This is a genomic window from Parabacteroides caecihominis (assembly GCF_023656785.1).
Classification (GTDB): Bacteria; Bacteroidota; Bacteroidia; order Bacteroidales; family Tannerellaceae; genus Parabacteroides; species Parabacteroides segnis.
Map to the genome: position 1 here is coordinate 51,516 of NZ_JAMOKS010000023.1, position 24,338 is coordinate 75,853.

The window sequence follows — 24,338 nt, forward strand, 5'->3', positions numbered from 1 at the left end:
CTCATTGCGGGATGGTCTTTTTTCTTGTTTACAATATGCTTCTAAACATATAGCCGAAATTGTCCGGTTGCACGGAAATATCTACCTTGTAGGCCACTTGCAATTGTTTTATTCTGACAAATTGTAAGTTTATTTTAAAACGTCATCAGTTATGGATATACATCTAGGTAGCCAATTGCCGGCATATCCTTCTTTTGTTGCCGGTATCCGCCGCGCCCCCGATCGCGGTTATTCCCTTACGTCTGCACAAACTGAAACGGCATTGAAAAATGCCTTAAGGTACATTCCGAAAGAACTTCATGAGACATTAGCACCTGAATTTATGGAAGAACTTCGTACCCGTGGAAGGATATACGGGTATCGTTATCGTCCGGAGGGTGATCTGAAAGCACGTCCCATTGATGACTATCAAGGAAACTGCCTGGAAGGAAAAGCTTTCCAGGTCATGATTGACAACAACCTCTGTTTCGACATCGCCCTTTATCCTTATGAGTTGGTGACGTATGGAGAGACGGGTCAGGTCTGTCAGAACTGGATGCAATACCGGTTGATCAAACAATATCTGGAGATCATGACACAGGAGCAGACCCTGGTGATCGAATCGGGCCATCCGCTCGGTTTGTTCCGTTCCAGGCCGGATGCTCCCCGGGTAATTATCACCAATTCGATGATGGTCGGCATGTTCGATAATCAGAAGGACTGGCATGTGGCAGCCCAGATGGGGGTTGCCAACTATGGTCAGATGACAGCCGGAGGGTGGATGTATATCGGACCGCAAGGTATTGTACATGGAACCTTCAATACGCTCCTGAATGCCGGTCGCCTTAAACTCGGCATACCGCAGGATAAAGACTTGCGAGGACATCTTTTCGTCTCGTCCGGGTTAGGAGGAATGAGCGGGGCACAGCCGAAAGCGGCTGTTATTGCCGGTGCTGCCTGCATTGTGGCGGAAGTGGATCGATCGCGAATAGAAACACGCCATTCGCAGGGATGGGTCCAGTTGGTTACAGATAACGAGGTCGAGGCTTTTCGCCTGGCAACGGATGCTTGCCGTGCCAAAGAGCCTCTTTCGATTGCTTATCATGGGAATATTGTAGACCTTTTGGAATATGCCGCATCGGAATCTATTCCTATCGACTTGCTGAGTGATCAGACTTCGTGCCATGCTGTTTATGAGGGTGGATACTGTCCTGCAGGAATCTCTTTCGAAGAACGTACGCGTTTGCTTTCGGAAGACCAGGAAACGTTTTGTGCCCTGGTGGACCGTTCTTTGCGCAGACATTATGAAGTGATAAAACGGCTGGTAGATGCCGGAGCCTATTTCTTTGATTACGGCAATTCATTCCTGAAAGCAATTTATGATGCAGGTGTAAAAGATATATCCAGGAATGGTATCGATGAGAAAGATGGTTTTATCTGGCCGTCTTATGTGGAAGATATAATGGGACCGGAATTGTTTGATTACGGCTACGGTCCTTTCCGCTGGGTTTGTCTGAGCGGGAAAAAAGAAGACCTGGTCAAAACCGACCATGCCGCCATGGATTGTATCGATCCGGATCGGCGGGGACAGGACCGTGATAACTATAACTGGATACGCGATGCCGAAAAGAACAATCTGGTAGTAGGTACACAGGCCCGTATCCTTTATCAGGATGCCGAAGGTAGGCTGAAGATTGCGCTCCGTTTCAATCAGATGGTCCGTGACGGAGAGATCGGGCCGGTGATGCTGGGACGCGACCATCATGATGTCAGCGGGACAGACTCGCCTTTCCGGGAGACGTCCAATATCTACGACGGTAGTAACGTCATGGCCGATATGGCTGTACAGTGTTTTGCCGGAAATGCAGCCCGCGGAATGAGTCTGGTAGCCCTTCATAACGGTGGTGGTGTCGGTATCGGTAAAGCGATAAACGGAGGATTCGGTATGGTTCTCGACGGAAGTAACCGTGTCGACGAAATATTACGTTCCGCCATGTTATGGGATGTAATGGGCGGTGTGGCGCGCCGTGCCTGGGCACGTAACCGGCATGCCCTGGAAACAAGTGAAACATTTAATAAGAATAATGAGAATCAGTATCATATCACTCTTCCTTATATTCCGGAGGAAGAATTGATACGAAAAACAATAAAGACCTCTTTAAATACCTGAATTTATGAGTAGTTGGAATAAAATTATGGAGTGTGTCCCCAATTTTAGTGAAGGTAGGGACTTAGGGAAGATAGAAAAGATTATTGAGCCGTTCAGAGCCAGGCAAGGAGTAAAACTGTTGGATTATAGCAATGATGAAGATCATAACCGCCTGGTAGTTACTGTAGTCGGTGAACCGGAGGCATTGAAAGCCGCCCTGTTGGAGGCTGTAGGACAGGCAGTCGCTTTGATAGACCTGAACCTGCATAGCGGACAACATCCGCGGATGGGAGCAGTCGATGTGATCCCGTTCATCCCGATCAAAGGATGTACAATGGATGAAGCGATTGCTTTATCTAAAGAAGTTGGTGAACAGATTGCAACCTTATACCAGGTTCCTGTGTTTTTATACGAGAAGTCGGCAACCGCCCCTCACCGGGAGAATCTGGCAGCAGTCAGGAAAGGTGAGTTCGAAGGGATGGCTGAGAAGATTAAATTGGCGGAATGGCAGCCGGACTTCGGACCGGCGGAGCGCCATCCGACAGCCGGTACGGTTGCTGTTGGTGCCCGCATGCCGCTTGTTGCTTATAATGTCAATCTGGGTACGGCCGATCTGAATATTGCCAGCGATATTGCCCGTAAGATTCGTTTTATCGGCGGCGGCCTTCGTTATTGTAAAGCAATGGGAGTCGAACTGAAAGAACGGGGTATCGTGCAGGTCTCGATTAATATGACCGACTATACCCGTACTGCCTTGTACCGTGCTTTTGAACTGGTGAAGATAGAGGCTCGCCGTTATGGCGTTCCGGTCGTTGGTAGTGAGATTATCGGATTGGTTCCGATGGAAGCATTGATTGATACAGCTTCTTTTTATTTAGGGTTGGAAAACTTTTCCATGAACCAGGTGTTAGAAGCTAGAATAATGGAATAAAACATGAAAGGAGATAAATTACTGATAAGGAACGCATCGCAAGTTGTAACCTGTTCCGGTTTTGAAGCAAAAAGAGGGACGGCAATGTCTGATCTCCATATTATAGAAGATGGAGCAGTGGTTGTTTCCGAAGGTGTTATAACGCATGTCGGTCCGACAAAAGAAATAGTACGTCAGGTAGATCCGGACGAATACCTGGAAATCGATGCCAGTGGAAGGGCATTGCTTCCCGGGTTTGTGGATAGCCATACCCATTTTATTTTCGGTGGTTATCGTGAAGAAGAGTTTTCCTGGCGGTTGAAAGGTGATAGTTATATGTCGATCATGGAACGTGGAGGCGGTATAGTCAATACGGTCAATGCTACCCGTGAATGTGATTTCGAGCAACTGTGGAGTATCGGTTATGAACGGCTCGACGAAATGTTGGATATGGGTGTAACGACGGTGGAAGGTAAAAGCGGATATGGCCTGAACTTCGAAACCGAACTGATGCAACTGCGTGTAATGGCAGACCTCAACGAGGAACATCCGGTCGACGTCGTGTCCACTTATTTGGGGGCTCATGCCATTCCCCCTGAATATACCCATCAGACGGATGATTATATTACTTATATAATCGAACAGGTCCTGCCGGAACTTCGCTTGGAGAGAACGGTTACTTTCTGTGATGTTTTTTGTGAACAGGGAGTATTCTCGGTAAAACAGAGTGAACGTTTGTTACGTGCCGCCCGAAGTCAGCGGTTTAAGTTGAAGATGCATGCCGATGAGATCGTATCTATTGGAGGAGCGGAACTGGCGGCCCGTCTGAAGGTTGTCAGTGCCGATCATTTGCTGCACGCTTCGGATGAAGGCATCCAACGGCTGGCACGTAGCGGGGTGATTGCTACCTTGCTTCCGCTTACGGCCTTTTCATTGAACGAACCTTATGCCCGTGGTCGTGAGATGATTGACGCCGGTTGTGCAGTTGCACTGGCTACCGATTATAATCCCGGCAGTTGTTTTTCCTGTTCTATCCCGATGCTTTTCGCTTTGGCGTGCATTCAGATGAAACTGACTCCGGAAGAAGCGGTTACCGCTTTGACGATCAACGGGGCGGCGGCTTTGGGGCGTGCCAACAAGATCGGCAGTATAGATGTAGGAAAGAAGGCCGATCTGATCCTGCTGAAATATCCGTCCTACAAATTCCTGCCTTATAATGTGGGAATGAATATCGTGGATACGGTGATCAAGGACGGAATCATTTATATGATCTGAGAAACAGTTTATTCATTGTTTAATACCTTAAATATAAATACCATGCTTGTAGACTTGACAATTAAAGGATTTCTGGCGGAGACAGCCAGTAACGCACCGGTTCCGGGCGGCGGAAGTATTTCAGCCTTAAACGGTGCTATCGCTACCGCATTGACGGAGATGGTTGCCAATCTGACCATCGGAAAAAAGAAATATGCCGATGTAGAAGGGCAGATGAGAACGATCGCTACGGAAGCTGCTCTGATCCGTGAGCGTCTGATCCGCGACATTGACCGTGACAGTGAAGCCTACGATCGTGTGTTTGCAGCCTTTAAACTTCCGAAAGAAACGGAAGAGCAGATCGCTGAACGTGCCCGGGCCATTGAAGATGCCACGAAAGAGGCGGCTATTGTCCCTATGCAGGTTGCCGAAGAGATCGCGTCTGTGATGGAAACCGTCATTTATGTGGCACATAAAGGAAACCGGAATGCCGTTACCGATGCCTGTGTTGCTATGATGACTGCCCGTACCTGTGTCCTGGGAGCCCTGCTGAACGTACGTATCAACCTGGCTTCCATCAAGGACGAAGCCTTTGTGAAGCAGATGAAAGTGAAAGCCGAACATCTGGAATCGGAAGCGATCCGTATTGAAACGAAGTTACTGGATTGGGTTAAAACCATTTTATAATATGCCAATGTGCTAATGTGCCAATTAGGAAATGGTTTTCCTTTATTGGCATATTGGCACATTGGCAAATTAAATAATTATTAATTATGAGCAATGTCTATTATGTAGGTTCCGAACCGCTGACATTCGACAGCATTGAGTTGATCCTGACTCAGAACATGAAGCTCGAGTTAAGCCAGGAAGTGCGCGAACGCATCCAGCGTTGCCGCGACTACCTGGACCGGAAAATCGAACAACAGGATGGTCCGCTTTATGGCATTACAACAGGTTTCGGCTCGTTATGCAATAAAAATATCTCGTCTGACGAACTGAGTACCTTGCAGGAAAATCTGGTGAAAAGCCATGCCTGTAGCGTCGGTGACGAGGTGAGTCCCGTTATTGTCCGGTTGATGATGCTGCTGAAAGCACATGCTTTGTCTTTGGGCCATAGCGGTGTACAGGTTATTACCGTACAACGTATCCTCGATTTCTTCAATAATGATGTCCTGCCGATCGTTTATGACCGAGGCTCCCTGGGAGCTTCCGGCGATCTGGCTCCGTTGGCGAATCTCTTCCTGCCGCTGATCGGAGTGGGAGATGTCTATTATAAAGGAAAGAAGCGCGAAGCGATCAGCGTATTGGATGAGTTTGCCTGGAAACCCGTACGCCTGAAAAGTAAAGAGGGACTGGCTTTACTGAATGGAACGCAGTTTATGAGTGCAAATGGCGTTTTTGCCTTGATGCGTGCCTTTCGTCTTTCCCAAAAGGCGGATACGATAGCGGCCTTGTCTTTGGAAGCCTTCGACGGTCGTATCGATCCTTTCATGGATTGTATCCAGCAGATGCGTCCTCATCCGGGACAGATTGAAACGGGAGCAGTTTTCCGCCGGTTGTTGGAGGGAAGTGAACTGATCAACCGGAAAAAGGAACATGTGCAGGACCCTTATTCTTTCCGTTGCATCCCGCAGGTTCACGGAGCGACAAAGGATGCGATCAATTACGTTTCCGGTGTATTGCTCACGGAAATTAATTCGGTGACGGATAATCCGACCATCTTCCCGGAAGAAGACAAGATCATCTCGGGCGGTAATTTCCATGGTCAGCCGCTGGCCATCTCTTTCGACTTTCTGGCCATCGCTTTGGCTGAACTAGGAAATATATCCGAACGCCGTGTCGCCCAATTGATCATGGGACTTCGCGGTTTACCGGAATTTCTTGTTGCCAATCCCGGGCTGAACTCCGGTTTTATGATCCCGCAATATGCCGCTGCAAGCATGGTCAGCCAGAATAAGATGTATTGTTATGCCGCCAGCAGCGATTCGATCGTATCCAGCAATGGTCAGGAAGATCATGTCAGCATGGGGGCCAATGCTGCAACCAAACTGTTCAAGGTGATGGATAACCTCGATCATATCCTGGCGATTGAATTAATGAATGCGGCACAAGGAATGGAGTTTCGCCGTCCGGCCAGGACTTCACCTGTCCTTGAAAAATTCCTGAGAGACTTCCGGAAGGAGGTCCCTTTCATAGAAGATGATATTGTAATGTACACGGAGATCCATCGTACAGTAGCTTTCCTGCGGAGGTATCCGTTGTAATTGTACCTACTTTTCCCTTGATGGAAAAGTAGGCAAAAGATCAAGGCTGCACCGGCTTCACTGCTTCGGTGAAAGACTTCGCTGTCGCATCTGAACTCGCTACGCTCAAACAGCAGATGCTCGGGACGCTCCGTCTTCCCCCTTCGTGGACGTTCATCCGCTGAGGCCTTGACAAGAACGCTAAGCGTTCTCTTAGGATGGCCGATATCGGTAGTTGTTTTGCGACCCTGTGTCAAGCACGGGGACAGTGTCTCGTTACCGTGCTTGACACTGTATCGCAGAAAAACAAGCTGTATTGGCTGTCCAAGAGGAAGCTCTGCTTCCAATAAAAGTTTTCAGAAAAAATACCTTCATTTGTTCATCGTTTCATTCTGCTTATTGATTATCAATATATATAGCATGAAGGAAATGAAGAAAACATGCGACTCCCGATTTCCTGGTTACGATATTTTTATACATGAACGGTTTCTGCCAGGTAGTATCGGCAAGTAGATTTTATTGTTTTTGTTCTATTCCGGTAAGGGGTTATCTCATATCCTTTTAACATGATACTACTCATTCTTTATTGTTAAAGTCTCTACTCCTATGTTATCTCCCATCTGTCAAACGCTTGTTTGTGTATAGTCGAACGCTTATTCTACAGCTGTCAAACAAGCGTTCGATATTTGAGAAACAAGTACCCGTAAAAGACAAAAGAGATAAGTCATACTTATTGTTCGTTTAGTATTATATAACCTTGCATCTTATCTGAAATATCTCAGACTGACAGTATACTTTGTCGGAAAATCTGCATTTAGATGAAGGATATAGTAAAAAAACATGAAGATTTATTACTTCGGATTGATGTTTTGTTCATATTATTCATTGTTAATGTTTTGGTAATCAGTTATTGATGTGCCGAATGAATAAATGAAGGAATTTTTTCTGAAAACTTTTATTCTGGTGCGGAGATGTCTGTTTTGCCGGTAGATTGATTGACAATCTTTTCCAGTAATTCCTGCATCTTTCCGATAACCGGTTCTTTTTCCAACCCATATTCCGATGCCAAGCGTTCCATTTGAGGGAAAGAAGTCCATACTTTGCCGTTCTTGTCTTCCCAAACAGAAATTTTAAGAGGTAACTCGATGGAGATGGCCGGGTTTTCCTGCATCAGCTTTGTTCCTACCTTCGGAGATCCGAAGACAATTACCTGGTTAGGACGTAAATCTAACCCTACTTCTTCTGCGTTTTTCTGATGATCGAATTTGGCGAATACCGGAATATCCATTTTCTGAAGGATTTGCTCGATCCGTCCCATCGTTTTGTCTACACTGAATTTGCTTGCCTGATTATTCATATTACGTTCTCCTTTTTGTGCCAGCACCACTCCTGCAAACAGGAGCCCTGCCAGAATAGATAAATACTTTCTCATGTTACATCTTTTATTATAGATCATTCTTTTACAAAAATAGCGGAATGAGATACTTTGTAAGATAACAGTTTTGCCTGTTGATTTGTCAATTTTCCGTATTATTTTACTACTTTGGCTGAAAATTTTTGAAATCGCATGCAGTATTCCCGCAGTCATTACATTTATATAATAAACACGCGCGGCGTTGATGGGTGAAGCAGAACTGATAAAGCAGTGTATGCGGGGTGTGAATGCAGCCCGTAAAGAACTCTACGATACTTATGCGGAACAAATGTTAAGCATTTGCTTCCGGTACACAGGAGGTATGGACGTAGCTTACGATCTGTTGCATGACGGATTCTTGAAAGTATTCTCCTCTTGCTCAAGTTTTTCGTATCGCGGAGAAGGGAGTTTGAAAGCGTGGATGAGTCGTATATTTGTAAATACGGCGTTGGAGTACCTTCGGAAAAAGGATGTCCTCAAACAAGTAGTCCCCCTTGATATTATTGCTGAAACAGAGGAAGAGCCTCCGGAGGAGATCGAACAGATCCCGACGTCGGTCCTGATGCAATTTGTCCAGGAGTTACCAACGGGATATCGCACCGTGTTTAACTTATATACATTTGAAGAACGAAGTCATAAAGAGATTGCCGAGCTTCTGCATATAAACGAACGATCATCATCGTCGCAACTGTGCCGGGCAAAAGCAATGCTGGTAAAGAAAGTAAACGATTACATTCAGAAACAAGCCGGAAGATGAAAATGGAAGATAAATTAATAGAGGAATACCGGAATCGGTCGGTTGAATACCGTCTGCCGTTGCCGGAGGATGGCTGGGAGAGGCTGGAAGCTGCGTTCGCTCCGGCTCCTGCTGAAGTTCGTCGCTTCCCTTATCGTTGGTTGGCGGCAGCTGTGTCTTTTTTGGCAGTTTTAGGTTCTGCTCTTTACTTTATGGGGATAGATAAAGAGATAGAGCCGGTCTTGTCGGATATCGTTCTTCCTGCGGAAAAAGTGGAGAGTCCGTCTGCTCCGGTTGTGCCGTTAGAGCCGATTAAAACGCAGCCGGTAGTGAAACAACTGGCGGCTACAGTGAAAACGGCTGAACCGCAGTTGCCTGACTTGTCGCAGGTAGTATCGGAGGTTTACATGTCTATTTCCGCTTATTTTCATGCGGAGATAGGAGAAGAGCATGCGACGGAAAGTAATTCGTACAATAACCGTTCCGTAGTGGAAAGCGGGCAGTACGAATATGTTCCGGAGAAGAGTTACGAGCCGTTACCGGTGAAACCGGCTCCTTCTGCTAAAGGATGGAGTTTTAGTTTGTATGCCGGGAATATGTTTGACCGCTATTCCTCTGCCACAGGAGGATTGCAGATGTTTAACGCGGCAACCCGTTCGGATGTAAGTGTGAATAATAACCCGGGTTCAGGGACATTTGATGACTACATGAAAGAGGTGGCGTCGAATGCTCCTGACTTCCGGGATCCGGCAGACTTTACAATGTTTGAGAAGATTGCCGCTGCGAATTATCAGAAATCGACCGGAACGAAGATGAAGCACAGATATCCTCTGTCTGCCGGCCTTTCGGTTAAGAAGCGGATAAGCGACCGGTTGTCTTTGGAGAGCGGGTTGATTTATACCTTCCTTTCTTCGGAGTTGACTGCCGGTGAAGGTGATTTCTATAAACAGGAACAACGCCTGCATTATCTGGGAATACCTTTGAAGGTGAATTATACGATCTGGAAGAAAGACCGTTTGTCATTCTACGCTTCTGCCGGAGCTATGGCGGAGATGTGTGTGGATGGCAGTCTGAATACGGATTATTATCTGAATAACGTCCGTCAGCGTAAAAGTAAGACAGACCTTGATGTTGATAAAGTACAGTTTTCTGCTTTAGCAGCGCTTGGCGTACAATATGATATAGCAAAACCCGTTAGTATCTATGCCGAACCCGGTATCGCCTATTATTTTGATGATAAGAGTGTGGTTGAGACGATCCGGAAAGAGCAGCCACTCTGTGCATCGGTACAGTTCGGCGTGAGATTTGCTTTTTGATGACTAGGTGATGTTGATTTCCTGTACAGGAAAAAAGATGAGCAGAGTTTCCGACGGGAGGCTCTGCTCTTTCTTTTTTAGTTTTTACTAACATGTACCCGTTGAGTGGGTGCCATGTTTGTATTGCGGTAGTTGATCTGTTCGACCACATTCTCTGCCAGTTCGCGGAAAGCTGCCCCGGTGATCGTGTCGGGATTCAAAGCGACAGGTGTTCCGTTGTCGCCTCCTTCGCAGATACTCTGTACGATGGGGATTTGTCCTAACAGGGGGATATTCAGCTCTTCTGCCAGACGTTTGGCTCCTTCTTTTCCGAACAGGTAATATTTGTTTTCAGGCAGTTCGGCGGGAGTGAACCAGGCCATGTTTTCAACTAATCCTAAAACGGGGACATTGATCTTTTCGCCGGTGAACATGCTGATACCTTTGCGGGCATCGGCCAGTGCAACCTCTTGAGGTGTGCTGACAACGATGGCACCAGTGATAGCCAGTGTCTGTACCAGAGTCAGGTGGATATCGCTTGTACCCGGTGGCAGGTCGATCAGAAAGTAATCGAGATCGCCCCAGTTGGCGTCGCCGATCAGCTGCTTCAAAGCATTGCTAGCCATAGCTCCGCGCCATAAAACCGCATCTTCCTTGTTTACAAAGAAACCGATCGATAGTAATTTTACTCCGTAATTTTCTGCCGGTTGTATCAATTCGCGGCCGTCTACCTCTTCCATATAGGGACGGGCGTCTTCTACATTGAACATCTTAGGCTGGGAAGGACCAAATATATCGGCATCCAGCAAACCTACCTTATAGCCGAGTCCTGCCAGGGCTACAGCCAGGTTAGCGGCAACCGTACTTTTACCTACGCCTCCTTTACCGGAAGATACGGCGATGATATTTTTAACCTGCGGAAGCAGTTTGTCCGGTTCGGGGCGTGCTGCCTGGCGTGCCAGAACTTCGATGTTTCCTTTGATGTCGACATCTTCGCCGACATAAGTCAGGATAGCTGTCTCGGCTGCCTTTACGACTGATTTGATAAACGGATCGTTGGGTTTCTCGAAAAGGAGGGAGAAGCTCACTTTATTACCTTCGATCCGTATGTTGTCTTCTACCATGCCCATTTCGACAAGGTCTTTTCCTGTACCCGGATAGCGCACTTTTGCAAGTGCGTCCATGATAAGTTTAGGATATATAGCCATAATATGATTGTATAATTGGTTGTCTTATTTGCCTGAAGCCAGTGCGCTGCGCTTGCTTCGGTTGAAACTGCGGTAAGGATCGAGTTCGATCTCTACGTCCGGTTCGACCAGTTCGTCTCTTTCTTCACAAACAAACTTGATGTATTTGATGTTCAGTCCGCGGTCGAGCCATTGCTGTTCATAATAGGTTTTGATAGACAGAATATCGTCTACCAACCCTGAATGATACAGGTCGTTGTTGCTGAACAGGACTGGATAGTTGTTGGCTTTTACCATTTCACAGGTGTAAGTGTACATAAAGTTACTGTCGGTTTTGAGGTGGATGATGCCATCACCTGACAGTATTTCGCGGTACATCTTCATGAAACGGGTGGAAGTCAGTCGTTTGTTTACTTTTTTCATTTGCGGGTCAGGGAAGGTAAGCCATATTTCGGCTACTTCGCCGGCTGCAAAGAAATGTGAGATCAGTTCGATACTGGTACGCAGGAAAGCTACGTTGGTCATTCCCGAGTCATAGGAATCCTTGGCCCCGGTCCACATACGGGCTCCTTTGATATCTACGCCGATAAAGTTTTTGTCGGGGAACAGGCGTGCCAGTCCCACCGTATATTCACCTTTACCGCAACCCAATTCGAGCACGATCGGGTTGTCATTCTTGAAAAACTCCTTATGCCAGTGTCCTTTCAATTCAAATCCTTTCTCTTGCAGAACGGCAAACGGATACTGGAAAACATGCGGATATCCCGCCATATCGTTAAACTTTGCTAACTTATTTTTTCCCATGCTGCAAAGATAATACTTTATTCAAACAATGCCGATACCGACTTTTCCCTTTCCCGTACGATCTTGTCGAATTCGTCTTCCCGTTCTTTCGGTAACCGGGCTTTTTGTATCCATTCATCACTTCCGTAGACACCGGCTTTTTCGTAATCGAACGGTTTGAACCTGATTTTCCGGATCGCTTTTTGATTCTTGAAATGGAAATCCAAGCGGTAAGGATCTTTGAATGCAGGATCTTGTATGATAGAATGTTTGTCTTTGATGCCTTTCCAGGTTTTCCAGTCGTTATCCAGGAACTTGGGAGGCATATTGTTACGCAGGTCCCAATAGCAATTGTAGTCCATATCTATCTTTGCTTTGTCCCAGGCACCGGCAAGATATACTCCGTGATCCATCAGTATGATGTTGGAAGTAAAGCTGAACGACTGATGTTCTTCGACCCGTGTAAATTGCAGTTGCTGATGATGGTTGAAGGCGAAAATATTATTTCGTATGCTATTCTTTTCTCCGTAATGTTGATGGAAACCTCCGCTTTTACAACCGTATACCAGATTGTTTTCCATAACGACACCGGTACTTCCCTCATCAGTATAAAGTCCCCAGCCGCCATAATCATAAGAATAAATATGATGGATTACATTATTGTGGATACGGGTTCCGGGAGAGATGCCCAATGTGTAAACGGCTCCCATATCGGACAATTCTCCCCAACCGATATGATGAATATTATTGTAAGCGATCTCATTATTAACGGCGTAGCTTTTACCATAGCCCCAGACCCAGCCGACGGAAACTCCTGAATACAATAAATCGGATATTTCGTTATGGGTAACTTTGTTGTCGGAAGAATTGAAAATGGCGACACCGACCCCGCATGGAAAAACAAATCCGGTTTTCTGTATGATATTGTTATCGACTGTAATCTTTTTGGTGAGAAGGTTCGGATCGGGAGTTTCATATTCTCCGATCTTTACAGCCCCGGCTCCCAGGTCAGTCAGATAAGAATGTTCCAGATTACAGTTCGTACAGGCTTTTCTGAACCATATAGCGTAGTTTCCTGTATGTTTGATTTCACAGTTTTCAAAACGGATATTATCCGCAAAGTCGAGATGGATTGCAGCATCGACAGGAGAAGCGGCCTGGGCCGGATCATTACCGGTCTTTGGCATGACATATCCCGAATGTTCAAAAGAGAGGTTACGGAATATGATGTTTTTGACCGGATAGCCTTTTTCTCCCTTTATTGTGAGTAGCCTGTTTAAAACCGGGGCATGGGCGATGCTTGTTTCCATGATCTCTCCTTTACGGGGAATATAATATAAGTCGCCGGAAGGCTCCATAAACCATTCCCCTTCGGTCGTCATGGCCTGTTTGTAGTTTTCGAGGATGAAACGGCTTCCTTTTTGTATGGGGTTCCAGGGTTTCATTCCTTGTCCGTTCAGGAAAAAATAACCGGAGTCAGGTATTGCCATGGAGAGATATTTACGGGTATTATCCCATTTATGATAGCACATGACCATTACTTCGTTCAACTCTTCTTCGGAGAGACCTTGCAGGGATACCATATCTTCCGGCTTTGCCTGAATACGTTGTGTGGCATATTCCGGAGAACGGCCCGTTCCTTTATAATGGATTGTCTCATCTGCTTTTTCCACAAAGAACCATCCGGTGTCGGGAGTCCGGGCCCGGGTGGCTCTGTTTCCATTGACATACAGTTGCTCGATCTTCAATCCGTAACGGGCAACTTCATCGACGTGCGTTTTCCACCATCCTTCGGGAGTTTTCTCCCAGGAAGTGAGAGTTATTGCCCCGCTGATTACCGGCTTGTCTTTCCCTTCTCCTTCAATAACAACCGGTACGGAAGGAGATTTATCTATCCGGAGTGTTTGGTTCAATGGATAAAAAACGGATTGGATGCGGATATGAACTGTATCGTTGCCGGTAGCATTAAGTCCCTGTTTCAGGGCTTCTTCAATTGTCCCGTAAGGAGATTCAGAAGTTCCTTTTTGAATGCCGGTCGTTCCGGGAGATACATAAATCGTATTCTGTGCAATGATTGCAGATGAACAGACGGATAACAGATATAAGAATAGATGCCTTTTCATGATTAACAGAGTTTCTCGTTGAACTTAACAAAAATAGCATTTTATTTTAACTTTATCCGTCAACGGGTTACATTCTTCCCATTTTGGCAACAAATTCGTCGAAGAAGATATCCCGGTAGTTGTTTCCGATGGCTATTTCGTATTTGTCGATATAGATATCATTATTATCGAATGAGGCAATCTGCCGGGTATTGACAATATAGGAGCGGTTTACCCGCAAGAATATTTTAGGGAGCAGTTCATGGATTGCTTTCATACTGGTCTTGGTGATGATACGCTGGTCGGGAAGCTGGATAATGACATAATCTTTAAGCCCTTCGATAAAAAGTATATCTTTGAAATTCACTTTGAAGAAGCGGCGTTCAGACTTGACGAACATAAATTCGCTTTCTACATTTTCAATGTTTTCCTTTTCTCCGGTCAGCAGGAGGGCATGGTAAGCCATTGCCTTTTCAACCGCTTTCTGAAATCTTTCGGGAATGATCGGTTTGACCAGATAGTCGACGGCATCCACTTCGTAACTGTCGATGGCATATTCGGCATAGGCCGTTGTAAATATGACCAAAGTGCTTTTTGGGATGGTACGGGCAAATTCCAGTCCGGTAACCTTTGGCATGCGGATATCCAGAAAGATCAGGTCGACAGGGTGCTCATGGATAAACTTTGCTGCTGAGGCGGCATTGTTGAAAGAGCCGGCCAGTGTCAGTTGTCCGGTCTCATTTATCAGCATCTCCACTGCTTCACGGGCCAGCGGTTCGTCGTCTACGATTATGCAATTCATAGTTCCAATTGTAAATTAACGGTGTAACTTTGTTTCATTTCAATGATTTCCAGCGAGTGACGGCCGGGATATAATAATTCCAGGCGTCTTCTGATATTCTTCAGTCCCAGGCCGCCGATACGTGGCTCTTTTACCTCCTCTTCCGGGAGCGGTATGGAGTTTTCGCACCGGAATAGCAACCGGTTGTCCTGTACGATGAAAAAAAGATGTACGAACGAAGCATTCTCGCTGTCCGTATTATGCTTTACTGCATTTTCAACGAAAGGGATAAACAGGAGCGGAGGAAGCCATACCTTATTTATATCACCTTCTTTCGATATGATATAGTTGAAATTATCCCGGCGTATCTTTTCCAGATTCAGGAAATCATTCATAAAATGAATATCCGAATTGAGCTGTATCTTTTCTTGCGAACTGTCGTTAAGCTGGTAACGCAGCAGGTCTTCCAACTTGAATAAAACTTCAGCTGCTTCGTCGCGTCCTTTTTTAATCAATACGTAGACATTGTTCAGCATATTGAAAAGGAAATGCGGATTGATCTGGCTTTTCAGGAATTTCAGTTCCGATTGCAGGGTGGCGGCTTCCAGTTCGTCTATGCGCTGGTTGTTGCTGATCCAGTGTTTAAAAAGGACGAGGGCGGATGAGGCGGCAACCAGTAATCCGCAGGAGACTGTCGAAGAAATGATATTCAGCCACATCACCGAAGGACTGGGCGGAATGCTTTCGAACCGGGTATCTTCGAAAAGGGTTTGAAGTGTACCGAGTATGATGATACATAATAGGATCAGGGTCGTTGAACTGAGCAGGTAACGGAGAAACCGCCCTTTGAGCAGGAACCGCGGTACCAGTACATAGGCATTGACATAGATAAGCATGTCGATCATCAGGAAATAACCGATCCAGGAGCGGATTCTGGGTGGATTGATAATCAGTTCATCCGGAGTATCCCAGAACACATTGATCGTAATAAAGAAGACGATCAGTTGCAGCAGGAGATGTCTGTAAACCCTTTTCTGAGGGCTTAGCAGAAAGTCGGGTACTATATGGTCTGTTTTAGTTGCCATGTGTATTCATTTTTAATGTAACAGTACTTGTTCCTGTCATCTTTTCCTGCGTGACGGATAAGGAATAATTATCCGGATAAAGAAGGTTGAGGCGGGCCTTTAAGCTATCCAGTTCTTTCATGTCCGGTTCTGTCGGATCGTCGAATCGGCAGGTGATATGTATCTCTTCTCCTTCCCGGTCGGCTTGCAACAGGATGGAAGGACGTTTTTCCTGTTTCATCGTCCTTTTCAAGGCATACTGGATGATCGGGACAAGCAGCAGGGGAGGAATCAGGACACCTGTCAATGCTTTGTCGGAAACGATCTGATAGTCGAAAGTGTCCGAATAAAACTTTTCCAGAGCCAGGTAATGAGTCAGGAAGTTGATCTCGGAATTAAGTAGAACCTTATCACGTGCCCCGTCATACAGTTGATAGCGGAGTAGTTGGCTTAGCCGGAGCACCATATCGGCAGCCTTTTGCGGTTCGCTTTTGGATAGTACCCCTGTGCGGTTCAGCGTGTTGAACAACAGGGAGGGATTCACCTGCTCTTTCAGGTTATCCACTTCCGATTGTATCTGTTTCCTTTCCAGTTGGTTTACACGCTGGTTTTCTGTCATCCAGTGTTTTAACAGGACAGTCATGGAAATACCGGTAATACAGATCATGTTCAGCATATAATCCGATAAACTATCCAGGATGCTTACCATATTAAAGTAAGAACCTCTGACGGGAGGAATACCGGATGAGGTGAATATCCAGTATTCCTGTACATATCGTAGTAATATGAGTAGCAAGACAGATATGGAAGAGTAAAGAAGGTAAGGCAGATACTTTTTCTTTAGTAATAATTTAGGAACTAACAGATAAAGATGGAGATAGCCGACAATGAAATAGGAGATCAGGGTACATAGCCCGGCCAGATAGACCTGATTTCCCAGTTGCTCTAGTCTGGCCCCAAAAGTATAGACGTTCTGGTTGAGCGATACAACTGTTACAGCCGCGAGCAACAAAATATGACGGGCTATCCTGTATCTGGGTTCAATCAGGAACTGGTATAAGAAAGTTTGTTTGTTCATTTTGTTGTCGACCATACAGCGGCTTACTCTTTAGACTGTCCGAAATTACTATTTTATTTGGTATCTGTTTGCATACCGGTTAGAATTCTAGTTTGTAACTGATATTGCTGATAGGAATGCTGTTCCCGTTCCGTTCCATCACACCGCTTTTCAGATTGTAGTGATAACCGTAATATTCTTCCGTTCCGGTCACATTCAATGCCTTGATGGCGAACTCGTGTGCTACTTTCTTTCTGTTTATTTTGTAGCTGACCGTAAAGTTTGCTATAAACATGACCGGATACTGTTCGGAATAAGCCCTTGTTTCGTCATATTGTGCTTCCTTGTCGGGATGTGCCAGGCTCGCTGCATGGTCGAGGGGAGAATAACGCTCTCCTCCTTGCAGGGTGAATTTGGCGTTGGCACTTAATATGTTCTGTCTCTTGGAACCTACCATCCATTCTTTGCCGATCAATGTGTTGAGGATAAACCGGCGGTTAAACCGTGTGTTGTGCCAGACGCCGTCTCCTCCTTTGTATTTCGAATCGAAAACAGAGGCTGTGACCAGGTAATAGAATCCGCGGCTCAGGTATTGTTCCAGCGTGATGTCTACCCCGATATTACGTCCTTTCCCTTTGTTTACGAGAGCCTCTTCCACATAAAACTCTCTCCGGTTCAATACGGAATAGGAGCTGTCTGCAATAACCGGAACGTCGTACAGGAATTGTGCATAAGGTTCGACTTTAAGAAGCAGATTGTCGGATAATTTATAGCCGAATGTCAGCATCAGATGGTGAGCCTTGGTAAAATCGAGGTCTTTGTTTACGGATTCCTTTCCGGTACTTTTGGAATTGACGAAGTAGACATCCATCTTTTCCATCCGGCTATGCAAGCCATATGCCAGGGCAAACGAAGATTTAGTGGTCGGCGCCCATTTGATCCCCAACCGGGGTTCGAGTGTCCAACTGTTATTAAGCGTCAGAACCTGGCTGTTCAAGCCGGCATTTACAGAAAGCCGGTCTGTGATACCGAAAGAGGAACTGGTGTAGGCTGAGATCAGGTCGGTCTGTCCTTTTCCTTTTGAGAGAGTGTTTAGCGGGGCCGTTTCAAAAGGAGCCAGGTTTAACCGCATATTATAGAACAAACGGGTATAGGTGAAACCTGTCTGGTTGGTATGGCGTGCACTGAATTTTCGGTTGTAGGAAGATGTCAGGATCAGGTTCGTCGTGTTGTTCTTCTGATAGGTGAACGGAGTGACGGTGTGATCGGCTGCATGGGCATCTTCTGTTGCATTCATACCGGAATAGGTGGCTGCTAAAGTTGTTTTCAACATTGCATTGTTCGGAAAGAAGTACCGGTGGCTTATCCCTCCGGCAGCCATATATTGTTTGGCTGTCGACTGGAAATTATCCCGAGTATGTTCCCATTCCAGCGGATCGTCTTCGAAATCATTTTCGTATTTGTCGATCAGGCTGGTTCCCCACACGGCAAAAGTACCGGCTTTACGTGTCGGAATGTTGAATTTGAAATTCAGGTCCTGGTAATTAAGCGTACCGCCCATGTCGAGGCCGGGATAAATGCTGTTGAGAAGTCCGGTGGTAGAATAGCGGTAGTTGAAGATGTAGGAAGCCTGGTGGTTCTTGCTTAAAGGGCCCTCCGAAGCGACATCTATCCCCAATATACCTACCTGAAAGGTATTCTCCATTTTCCGGTTGTTCCCGTTACGCAGTTTCATGTCGAATACGCCGGAAACGGCATTCCCGTATTCGGAGGGAAAGGCACCCGTGAAGAAGTCGGAATTACCCAGAACCTGGCTGCTGAGTGATGATAAGATACCGCCGCCCAGTATGGATATATCGGCAAAGTGATTCGGGTTCGGTATTTCTACATCTTCCATTTTCCATTGCAGCAGGTGCGGGGCATTCCCGTGGATGGATATTCCGTTGCTGGACAGGTTGGCTGCTACTCCGGCAAACGAACTCACCAGGCGGGCGGGGTCATCCAGTCCTCCGGCATAACGGCTGGCTTCTTCCACACTAAGCATCCGGGCACCGGTAGCCGCCATTTTGTTGAGAGGCTGTTCCTTGTTAATCTGTGGGCGGACAACGACTTCGCTTAATTCGTTGACGTTTTCTTTCAGTGAGATGTCCAGATATACTTCCTTCGCGGATGTTACCAGTATTTCGCTGAAGATACCAGGTTCGTATCCAAGAAAAGAAGCCTGTACGTTATGCCGCCCTACCGGGATCTCCGGCAGAACGAATTGTCCGCGTTCGTCCGTTGTAGTGCCTGTGCCCGACATATCTGAAAGCATGATGGTTACATCAGGCATCGGATGACCGGATGCTTTGTCGATAACTGTTCCACGGATAGTCTGCGACGGCTGGTTGCCGGTTGTTTTCTGGCTATACGCTTTGCCTTGCGATAACAGGCTGATAAAAAGGAGTAAAAAGAGTATTGTACGATACATATATTAGTTGTCTGATAGGTTTGTTACTTACTATGAAAGGTTGCTTTGTTTATTGTTTTTCTTTTCTTTGATAAGATTCAGCAGGCCGTATATCTGTTCAAAGGCGGCATTTTTCCATTTGCTTCCGGTTATTTCTTCCGTGAAAACATCTTCAAATGAGTCTAATACCTTGGCGCAATCCTCCGGGTTGACTCCCGACCTCTCTGCTACTGCTGCAATAACTTCTCTCTTGTTCATCTCTTTTTGTTTTTATGATTATGCCACGAAGGTAGCCTGCAATAGAAAGTGCTTTTTAATTTGTAGACGGAAGTGCTTTTCCAGTATACGGAATCCTTCTTATCGTCGACCAGACCGGTTTATATTATCATACATCTTGCTATTAACTATCGTTATCTTAGGCACTTATTAAGCTAAAGGTTATAACAAACTAATTGTTAACACCCTATTTAGTATAATTACCCTGTACAGGATAATCAGATACGCTGTACACCCTGGTTAATTATCCTGTACACCTTGTCCGACTACCCTGTACACCCTGGCAATAAGGAGTCCTGACTTTTCAATTAATTAGTAGGGAGGGGGCGGTTAGTTTCCGGTGTCCGCGGGTTAGTTTGTAATTACCCTGATGCGGTTACCCCGGGCAGGAATAACGGTTTCATTTCAGTAACAAAAAAATACAGTTCAGTAAATACAGATTACATTTCAGTAAAATAATCCCGGCCTCTTATACCTATATATAATAAGTTTGTTTCAGAATTAATGGTAAGATGATTAAATTTGTAGAGAGATGGGAAATACTTTTTTATTAGCTTTGTTGGCATCGTTTACGTGTGCAGATTATCGTTTGGATCAAATAACACATGAACCGGTTCCGGAAGGAGAAAAAGTGGCTCCGGAGATGCCGGATAGATTTCCATTTGATGAGTGCGGACGAACGATCGATGAATAAGCCGGATGTCTTTTGCTGACATTCGTTGTGTGTATTGAATTAATTCTGTTACTTAAAATTTAAAGACGTATGAAGAAGTTGTTTTTATTTGCTTTGGCTGTTACGGCTTTATTCTCTTCTTGCGAAAAAGATCCCGATCTGAATAAGCTCGACAGCGATTATGCTGTTTATACGAATTATGATAACAGTATTCAGTTTAACAAATTCAGTTCTTATTATCTTCCTGACAGTATTCTGGTCGCCGGTGGCGGTATGAAAGCCCAATACTGGAAAGACGAGAATGCTCAAAAGATCATCAGCGAGGTGGTTGCCGAGATGGATGACCGGGGATATACCCGTGTGGATGACAAAGAAAAAGCCGATATCGGCTTGCAACTGTCCTATGCACAGCAGACTACGCAGATCATAACTCCGGGTTACGGTTACGGCTATGGTTGGTGGGGTGCCGGTTTCTGGGGCCCGTTCTGGAATGACTGGTATTATCCTTATCCGGTTTCCTACAGTTATGACACCGGGACGTTTGTTGCGGAAATGGTTGATCTGACAGCTAAATCTACCGATCAGAACAAGAAAGTCGATCTGCCGGTTATCTGGCATGCTTATGCTTCGGGGTTGGTCTATAACAATTCGCGTATCGACATGCAGCTGACGCTTCGTGCTGTGGAACAGGCCTTCGAACAATCTCCTTACCTTAATATACTGTATACTGATAAATAATAAATCCGGAAGATTATGAAAACGATAAGATACATTTTTAAGAAACAATTCATATTGTTGATGATACTGTCCGTTTTCTGTTTGAAAGGACAGGCACAGGTGGAAGATAACCTTCATTTTAATGTGGACTGGCAGATGAACGCACCTATCAGTACCGACTTTGCAGATAAGATCAGTGGCTGGGGGATGAATTTCGAAGCTGGTTATTATGTGACGCCGCGCTGGTCGTTGGGAGCATTCCTGAGTTTCCATACCAATCATAAATATGTGGACCGCCAGACATTGCAATTGTCGCCGACCCAATCGCTGACTACCGACCAGCAATTGTCGGCTTTCCAGCTTCCTTTCGGTCTTTCCACTTCCTACCGTCTCGGACATAATGATTATCTGAAGCCATATGTCGGAGTGAAATTGGGAGCGATGTATGCGGAGAACTCCAGTTACATGACGACTGTCCGTTATTATTCAAATCCCTGGGGCTTCTATGTCTCTCCGGAGGTCGGAGTGAATATTTATCCCGTACCGGATAAGCGTTTTGGCTTCCATGTGGCTCTGTATTACAGCTATGCCACCAATCAGACAGATTTGCTGACCTACTCGATGAACGGGCAGAACGATCTCGGCTTCCGTGTCGGTTTATGCTTCTGATAAATTCAGGTGATATATATTTATTTCTTTTAAAGAGGATATCTGAAAATTGGTATCAGATAGCCTCTTTATTTTTATAAACCTTATATTTGTGTTTATAACAGAACATTAAAACAAACAATGCAGAGCAAATACAACCATTTTTTCAATTTTTTCCTGTTCTCGGGATTAGCCTGTTTCTCACATTTGTTTTTGGTGCTTTATTCGGACCTTTCACCGCAGCATCAGAACGTGTTGATTTCTTTCTGGGCTTTCCTGTTGGTTGTATTTGTTTTTAATGTGATCGGGTTCAGTATTGTCCTTATCAGTGAATGGCAGCGGAAAAGCTATCAGGTTCTGATGAAAAGGAAGAATCAGTTACTGATCAATTGCCTGTTGATGGCGGGACTTTTGTTTTTGATAAACTATCTGCTGTCTTCTGTCGTAAAAGTCTTGTTGGAGATACCTTCGCCGTTTGTGTTGAAGGGAGCCGGCTTCCGGATGATGTTTGTGGTATGGCTGGTTGAGATGGTGATTGTTTGTCTTACGATGGTGGCTAACTTCTACAGGCAGTTGATCGTTCTCCATGAAAAAGCAAATAAGCTGGAAGAGAGTGCGATAAAGTCACAGTATATCGCTTTGCAGAATCAGTTGAATCCCCATTTTCTTTTTAATAACCTGAATACGCTGATTTCGGAAATAGAATATAATCCAAAGAATGCAGTTGTGTTCACCCAGCGTCTGTCGGACGTTTACCGTTATATTCTGCAAAGCCAACAGGAGGGGCAGGTCACTTTGCGTTCGGAACTGACTTTCCTGAAATCTTTTATCTTCCTTCATCAAGTGAGGCTGGGGGATTGTATCCATGTGGATAACCGGATCGATCCTTCCTTGCTGGAAAAGAAAATACCGTCTTTCACATTGCAGCTACTGACTGAAAATGTGATTAAACACAATATAATCAATTCGGATAACCCGATGACGATTTATCTGAGTACTTCGGATGATAAAAAGAAATTAGTGGTAAGCAATGAAATAAGGCTCAAGCAGAATGTTGTCAAGTCGGGTACCGGACTGAAGAATTTATCTACCCGTTGTAAACTGGTTAGCGATCAGGATATATCGATAGAGAATGATTCTAAATGTTTTACCGTTAAAATCCCATTATTAAATGAATAAGATAAAAGCAGCTATCATAGAAGATGAAATCCCGGCGGCACGTTTGCTGAACAAAATGTTGACGGAGTTGCGCCCTGAATGGGAGATCCTGGTCTTGCCGGGTAATGTGGAAGGCGCCGTAAAGTGGTATCAGGATAATCCCCATCCCGATATCCTCTTTCTGGATATCCAGCTGACCGATGGCGTTTCCTTTTCTTTTATCGAACAGGCGAATCCGGAGAGCATGATCGTATTTACTACGGCTTACGACGAATATGCGATCCGTGCCTTTAAAGCGAACAGTATCGATTACCTGTTGAAACCGATCGATAAGGAACGGCTGGGCGAAGCTTTGGAGAAATATGAAAAGCTTACTTCCAAATTCTATAAAGAGTCTAATAAGCAAGGAGATATCCTGGAGATACTTCAGAATATAACCAATCCGGCGAAGAAATACAGAACCCGTTTCCTTATTTCGGGGGAGGACAAATTATTTACGTTGCAGGTGGATGATATTGCTTATTTCTATTCTGAAAATAAAATAACCTTTGCCGTAACTAATCAGAATAAAGAACATATTATAGATTTGTCTCTGGATAAGTTGTGCGAGCAGCTGGACCCGGACCGCTTCTTCCGGACAAACCGACAAACGATAGTTAGTGTACAGGCTATCCAAAAGATCGAATCTTATTTCCTGGGTAAAGTTGTCGTGAAAGTTATTCCTCCTTTTAAAGATAAGATTATCGTCAGCCGTGAAAAGATCAGTGCTTTCAAGCTATGGCTGAACTATTGAAAGAATCTGTTTTAGCTCTAAATAATTGACTGATTTGTTTTTTCAGCGAATATAATATACTTTTGATGCAATAATTGCAGGAGTAATATTGTAAGCAATTGAAAGAATGGAGAAGGAGTTAGAGGCAAAATATCTTGAAGCATTGGGAGAAGGAGACCACGAGGCATTCAATATGCTTTTTATGTCTTATCATTCTTTGGTAAAACGATTTCTTTTCGGGTTTATCAAAGAGGAAGACGAGGTGTTGGATCTGGCCCAGGAGGTTTTCATTAAGGTCTGGACCCATCGGAAATCGGCTGCATCGGCTGATTCTTTCAAAGCCTATTTGTTTAGAATAGCCCGTAATGAGCTTTACAACTATTACAAACTAAATGCAATTCATGAGAACCACCTGGAGAGATATTACCAACAATCTGTCTGGATAGATGATTTGATGGAAGAACGTATTTTAGCGGAAGAACTGGGGCTTTTGCTGGACATTGCTGTAGAGAATATGCCTCCCCAGCGAAAACAGATTTTTAAAATGAGCCGGAAAGAAGGCCTTTCGAACGAAGAAATCTCCCTTAAACTGAATATAAACAAAAGAACTGTTGAAAACCATATAACTCAAGCCCTTGCAGACTTGCGAAAAGTCCTGAAAATAGTATTACCTTTTTTTATCTAAAAAAAA

Annotated in this window: 21 protein-coding genes and 1 pseudogene; 13 read left to right on the forward strand and 9 right to left on the reverse strand. The window is 45.1% G+C overall.

The features are described from left to right. Positions 1-151 precede the first annotated feature (151 nt). The 5 genes from hutU (at position 152) to hutH (ending at position 6,556) form a co-directional block, all read left to right on the forward strand. On the forward strand, positions 152-2,149 hold the full coding sequence (gene hutU, locus NBH14_RS18525; protein WP_186959810.1) for a urocanate hydratase: 1,998 nt from the start codon (positions 152-154) through the stop codon (positions 2,147-2,149). A 4-nt stretch (positions 2,150-2,153) separates the two neighbouring features. Then, on the forward strand, positions 2,154-3,059 hold the full coding sequence (gene ftcD, locus NBH14_RS18530) for a glutamate formimidoyltransferase (RefSeq protein WP_186959809.1): 906 nt from the start codon (positions 2,154-2,156) through the stop codon (positions 3,057-3,059). Between the two features lie 3 nt (positions 3,060-3,062). Next, positions 3,063-4,313, forward strand: a complete 1,251-nt coding sequence (hutI, locus tag NBH14_RS18535) for an imidazolonepropionase (RefSeq protein ID WP_128135470.1) — start codon at positions 3,063-3,065, stop codon at positions 4,311-4,313. A gap of 42 nt (positions 4,314-4,355) precedes the next feature. Then, positions 4,356-4,979, forward strand: a complete 624-nt coding sequence (locus NBH14_RS18540; RefSeq protein WP_186959807.1) for a cyclodeaminase/cyclohydrolase family protein — start codon at positions 4,356-4,358, stop codon at positions 4,977-4,979. A gap of 86 nt (positions 4,980-5,065) precedes the next feature. Next, positions 5,066-6,556, forward strand: a complete 1,491-nt coding sequence (hutH, locus tag NBH14_RS18545; RefSeq protein WP_186959805.1) for a histidine ammonia-lyase — start codon at positions 5,066-5,068, stop codon at positions 6,554-6,556. Between the two features lie 934 nt (positions 6,557-7,490). On the opposite strand, the pseudogene NBH14_RS18550 reads toward hutH, so the two are convergent. Further along, positions 7,491-7,877 (reverse strand): annotated as a pseudogene (locus NBH14_RS18550) (DUF302 domain-containing protein); the annotation flags it as partial. A gap of 277 nt (positions 7,878-8,154) precedes the next feature. Here NBH14_RS18550 and NBH14_RS18555 point away from each other — a divergent pair. Both NBH14_RS18555 and NBH14_RS18560 read left to right on the forward strand, forming a co-directional pair. Beyond that, entirely contained in the window at positions 8,155-8,706 is a 552-nt protein-coding gene (locus NBH14_RS18555) for an RNA polymerase sigma factor (protein WP_007655089.1), read from the forward strand. Continuing rightward, positions 8,703-10,001, forward strand: coding sequence for an outer membrane beta-barrel protein (locus NBH14_RS18560; RefSeq protein ID WP_186959801.1), 1,299 nt, complete (start codon positions 8,703-8,705; stop codon positions 9,999-10,001). Before NBH14_RS18555 ends, NBH14_RS18560 begins: the two co-directional genes overlap by 4 nt. Before the next feature lie 77 nt (positions 10,002-10,078). Here the strand turns inward: NBH14_RS18560 and NBH14_RS18565 are convergent, their stop codons facing one another. The 8 genes from NBH14_RS18565 to NBH14_RS18600 all read right to left on the reverse strand — a co-directional run bounded on the left by NBH14_RS18565 (position 10,079) and on the right by NBH14_RS18600 (position 19,661). Continuing rightward, entirely contained in the window at positions 10,079-11,188 is a 1,110-nt protein-coding gene (locus tag NBH14_RS18565) for an Mrp/NBP35 family ATP-binding protein (RefSeq protein ID WP_186959799.1), read from the reverse strand. Between the two features lie 24 nt (positions 11,189-11,212). After that, positions 11,213-11,971, reverse strand: a complete 759-nt coding sequence (trmB, locus tag NBH14_RS18570) for a tRNA (guanosine(46)-N7)-methyltransferase TrmB (RefSeq protein ID WP_186959797.1) — start codon at positions 11,969-11,971, stop codon at positions 11,213-11,215. Positions 11,972-11,988: 17 nt separating this feature from the next. Further along, on the reverse strand, positions 11,989-14,073 hold the full coding sequence (locus NBH14_RS18575) for a right-handed parallel beta-helix repeat-containing protein (RefSeq protein ID WP_186959796.1): 2,085 nt from the start codon (positions 14,071-14,073) through the stop codon (positions 11,989-11,991). Between the two features lie 67 nt (positions 14,074-14,140). Continuing rightward, positions 14,141-14,854: a LytR/AlgR family response regulator transcription factor gene (locus NBH14_RS18580; protein ID WP_046145405.1), complete on the reverse strand. Its 714-nt coding sequence runs from the start codon at positions 14,852-14,854 to the stop codon at positions 14,141-14,143. Beyond that, positions 14,851-15,918 carry a sensor histidine kinase gene (locus NBH14_RS18585; RefSeq protein ID WP_186959794.1) on the reverse strand — a complete coding sequence of 356 codons (1,068 nt, stop codon included), beginning with the start codon at positions 15,916-15,918 and terminating at the stop codon, positions 14,851-14,853. The genes NBH14_RS18580 and NBH14_RS18585 overlap by 4 nt, the downstream gene beginning before the upstream one ends. Next, positions 15,908-16,990, reverse strand: a complete 1,083-nt coding sequence (locus tag NBH14_RS18590) for a sensor histidine kinase (protein WP_186959792.1) — start codon at positions 16,988-16,990, stop codon at positions 15,908-15,910. The genes NBH14_RS18585 and NBH14_RS18590 overlap by 11 nt, the downstream gene beginning before the upstream one ends. A 64-nt stretch (positions 16,991-17,054) precedes the next feature. Beyond that, positions 17,055-19,424, reverse strand: coding sequence for a TonB-dependent receptor (locus tag NBH14_RS18595; RefSeq protein WP_186959790.1), 2,370 nt, complete (start codon positions 19,422-19,424; stop codon positions 17,055-17,057). A 30-nt stretch (positions 19,425-19,454) separates the two neighbouring features. Beyond that, a complete protein-coding gene (locus tag NBH14_RS18600; protein ID WP_186959788.1) occupies positions 19,455-19,661 on the reverse strand; it encodes an HU family DNA-binding protein in 207 nt (68 codons plus the stop codon). Positions 19,662-20,211: 550 nt separating this feature from the next. Between NBH14_RS18600 and NBH14_RS18605 the strand changes: the two genes are divergently transcribed. The 6 genes from NBH14_RS18605 (at position 20,212) to NBH14_RS18630 (ending at position 24,332) form a co-directional block, all read left to right on the forward strand. Continuing rightward, positions 20,212-20,373: a hypothetical protein gene (locus NBH14_RS18605; protein ID WP_007655063.1), complete on the forward strand. Its 162-nt coding sequence runs from the start codon at positions 20,212-20,214 to the stop codon at positions 20,371-20,373. Positions 20,374-20,442: 69 nt separating this feature from the next. Continuing rightward, a complete protein-coding gene (locus NBH14_RS18610) occupies positions 20,443-21,090 on the forward strand; it encodes a DUF4136 domain-containing protein (protein WP_186959786.1) in 648 nt (215 codons plus the stop codon). Between the two features lie 15 nt (positions 21,091-21,105). Next, positions 21,106-21,738 carry an outer membrane beta-barrel protein gene (locus tag NBH14_RS18615; RefSeq protein ID WP_122328175.1) on the forward strand — a complete coding sequence of 211 codons (633 nt, stop codon included), beginning with the start codon at positions 21,106-21,108 and terminating at the stop codon, positions 21,736-21,738. 120 nt (positions 21,739-21,858) lie between these two features. After that, on the forward strand, positions 21,859-22,896 hold the full coding sequence (locus NBH14_RS18620) for a sensor histidine kinase (RefSeq protein WP_128135145.1): 1,038 nt from the start codon (positions 21,859-21,861) through the stop codon (positions 22,894-22,896). Continuing rightward, the gene (locus tag NBH14_RS18625; protein WP_186959784.1) at positions 22,889-23,668 is read left to right on the forward strand and encodes a LytR/AlgR family response regulator transcription factor; all 780 of its coding nucleotides are present in this window, start codon (positions 22,889-22,891) and stop codon (positions 23,666-23,668) included. The genes NBH14_RS18620 and NBH14_RS18625 overlap by 8 nt, the downstream gene beginning before the upstream one ends. A gap of 106 nt (positions 23,669-23,774) precedes the next feature. After that, a complete protein-coding gene (locus NBH14_RS18630; protein WP_128135143.1) occupies positions 23,775-24,332 on the forward strand; it encodes an RNA polymerase sigma-70 factor in 558 nt (185 codons plus the stop codon). The last annotated feature ends 6 nt before the right edge of the window (positions 24,333-24,338 follow it).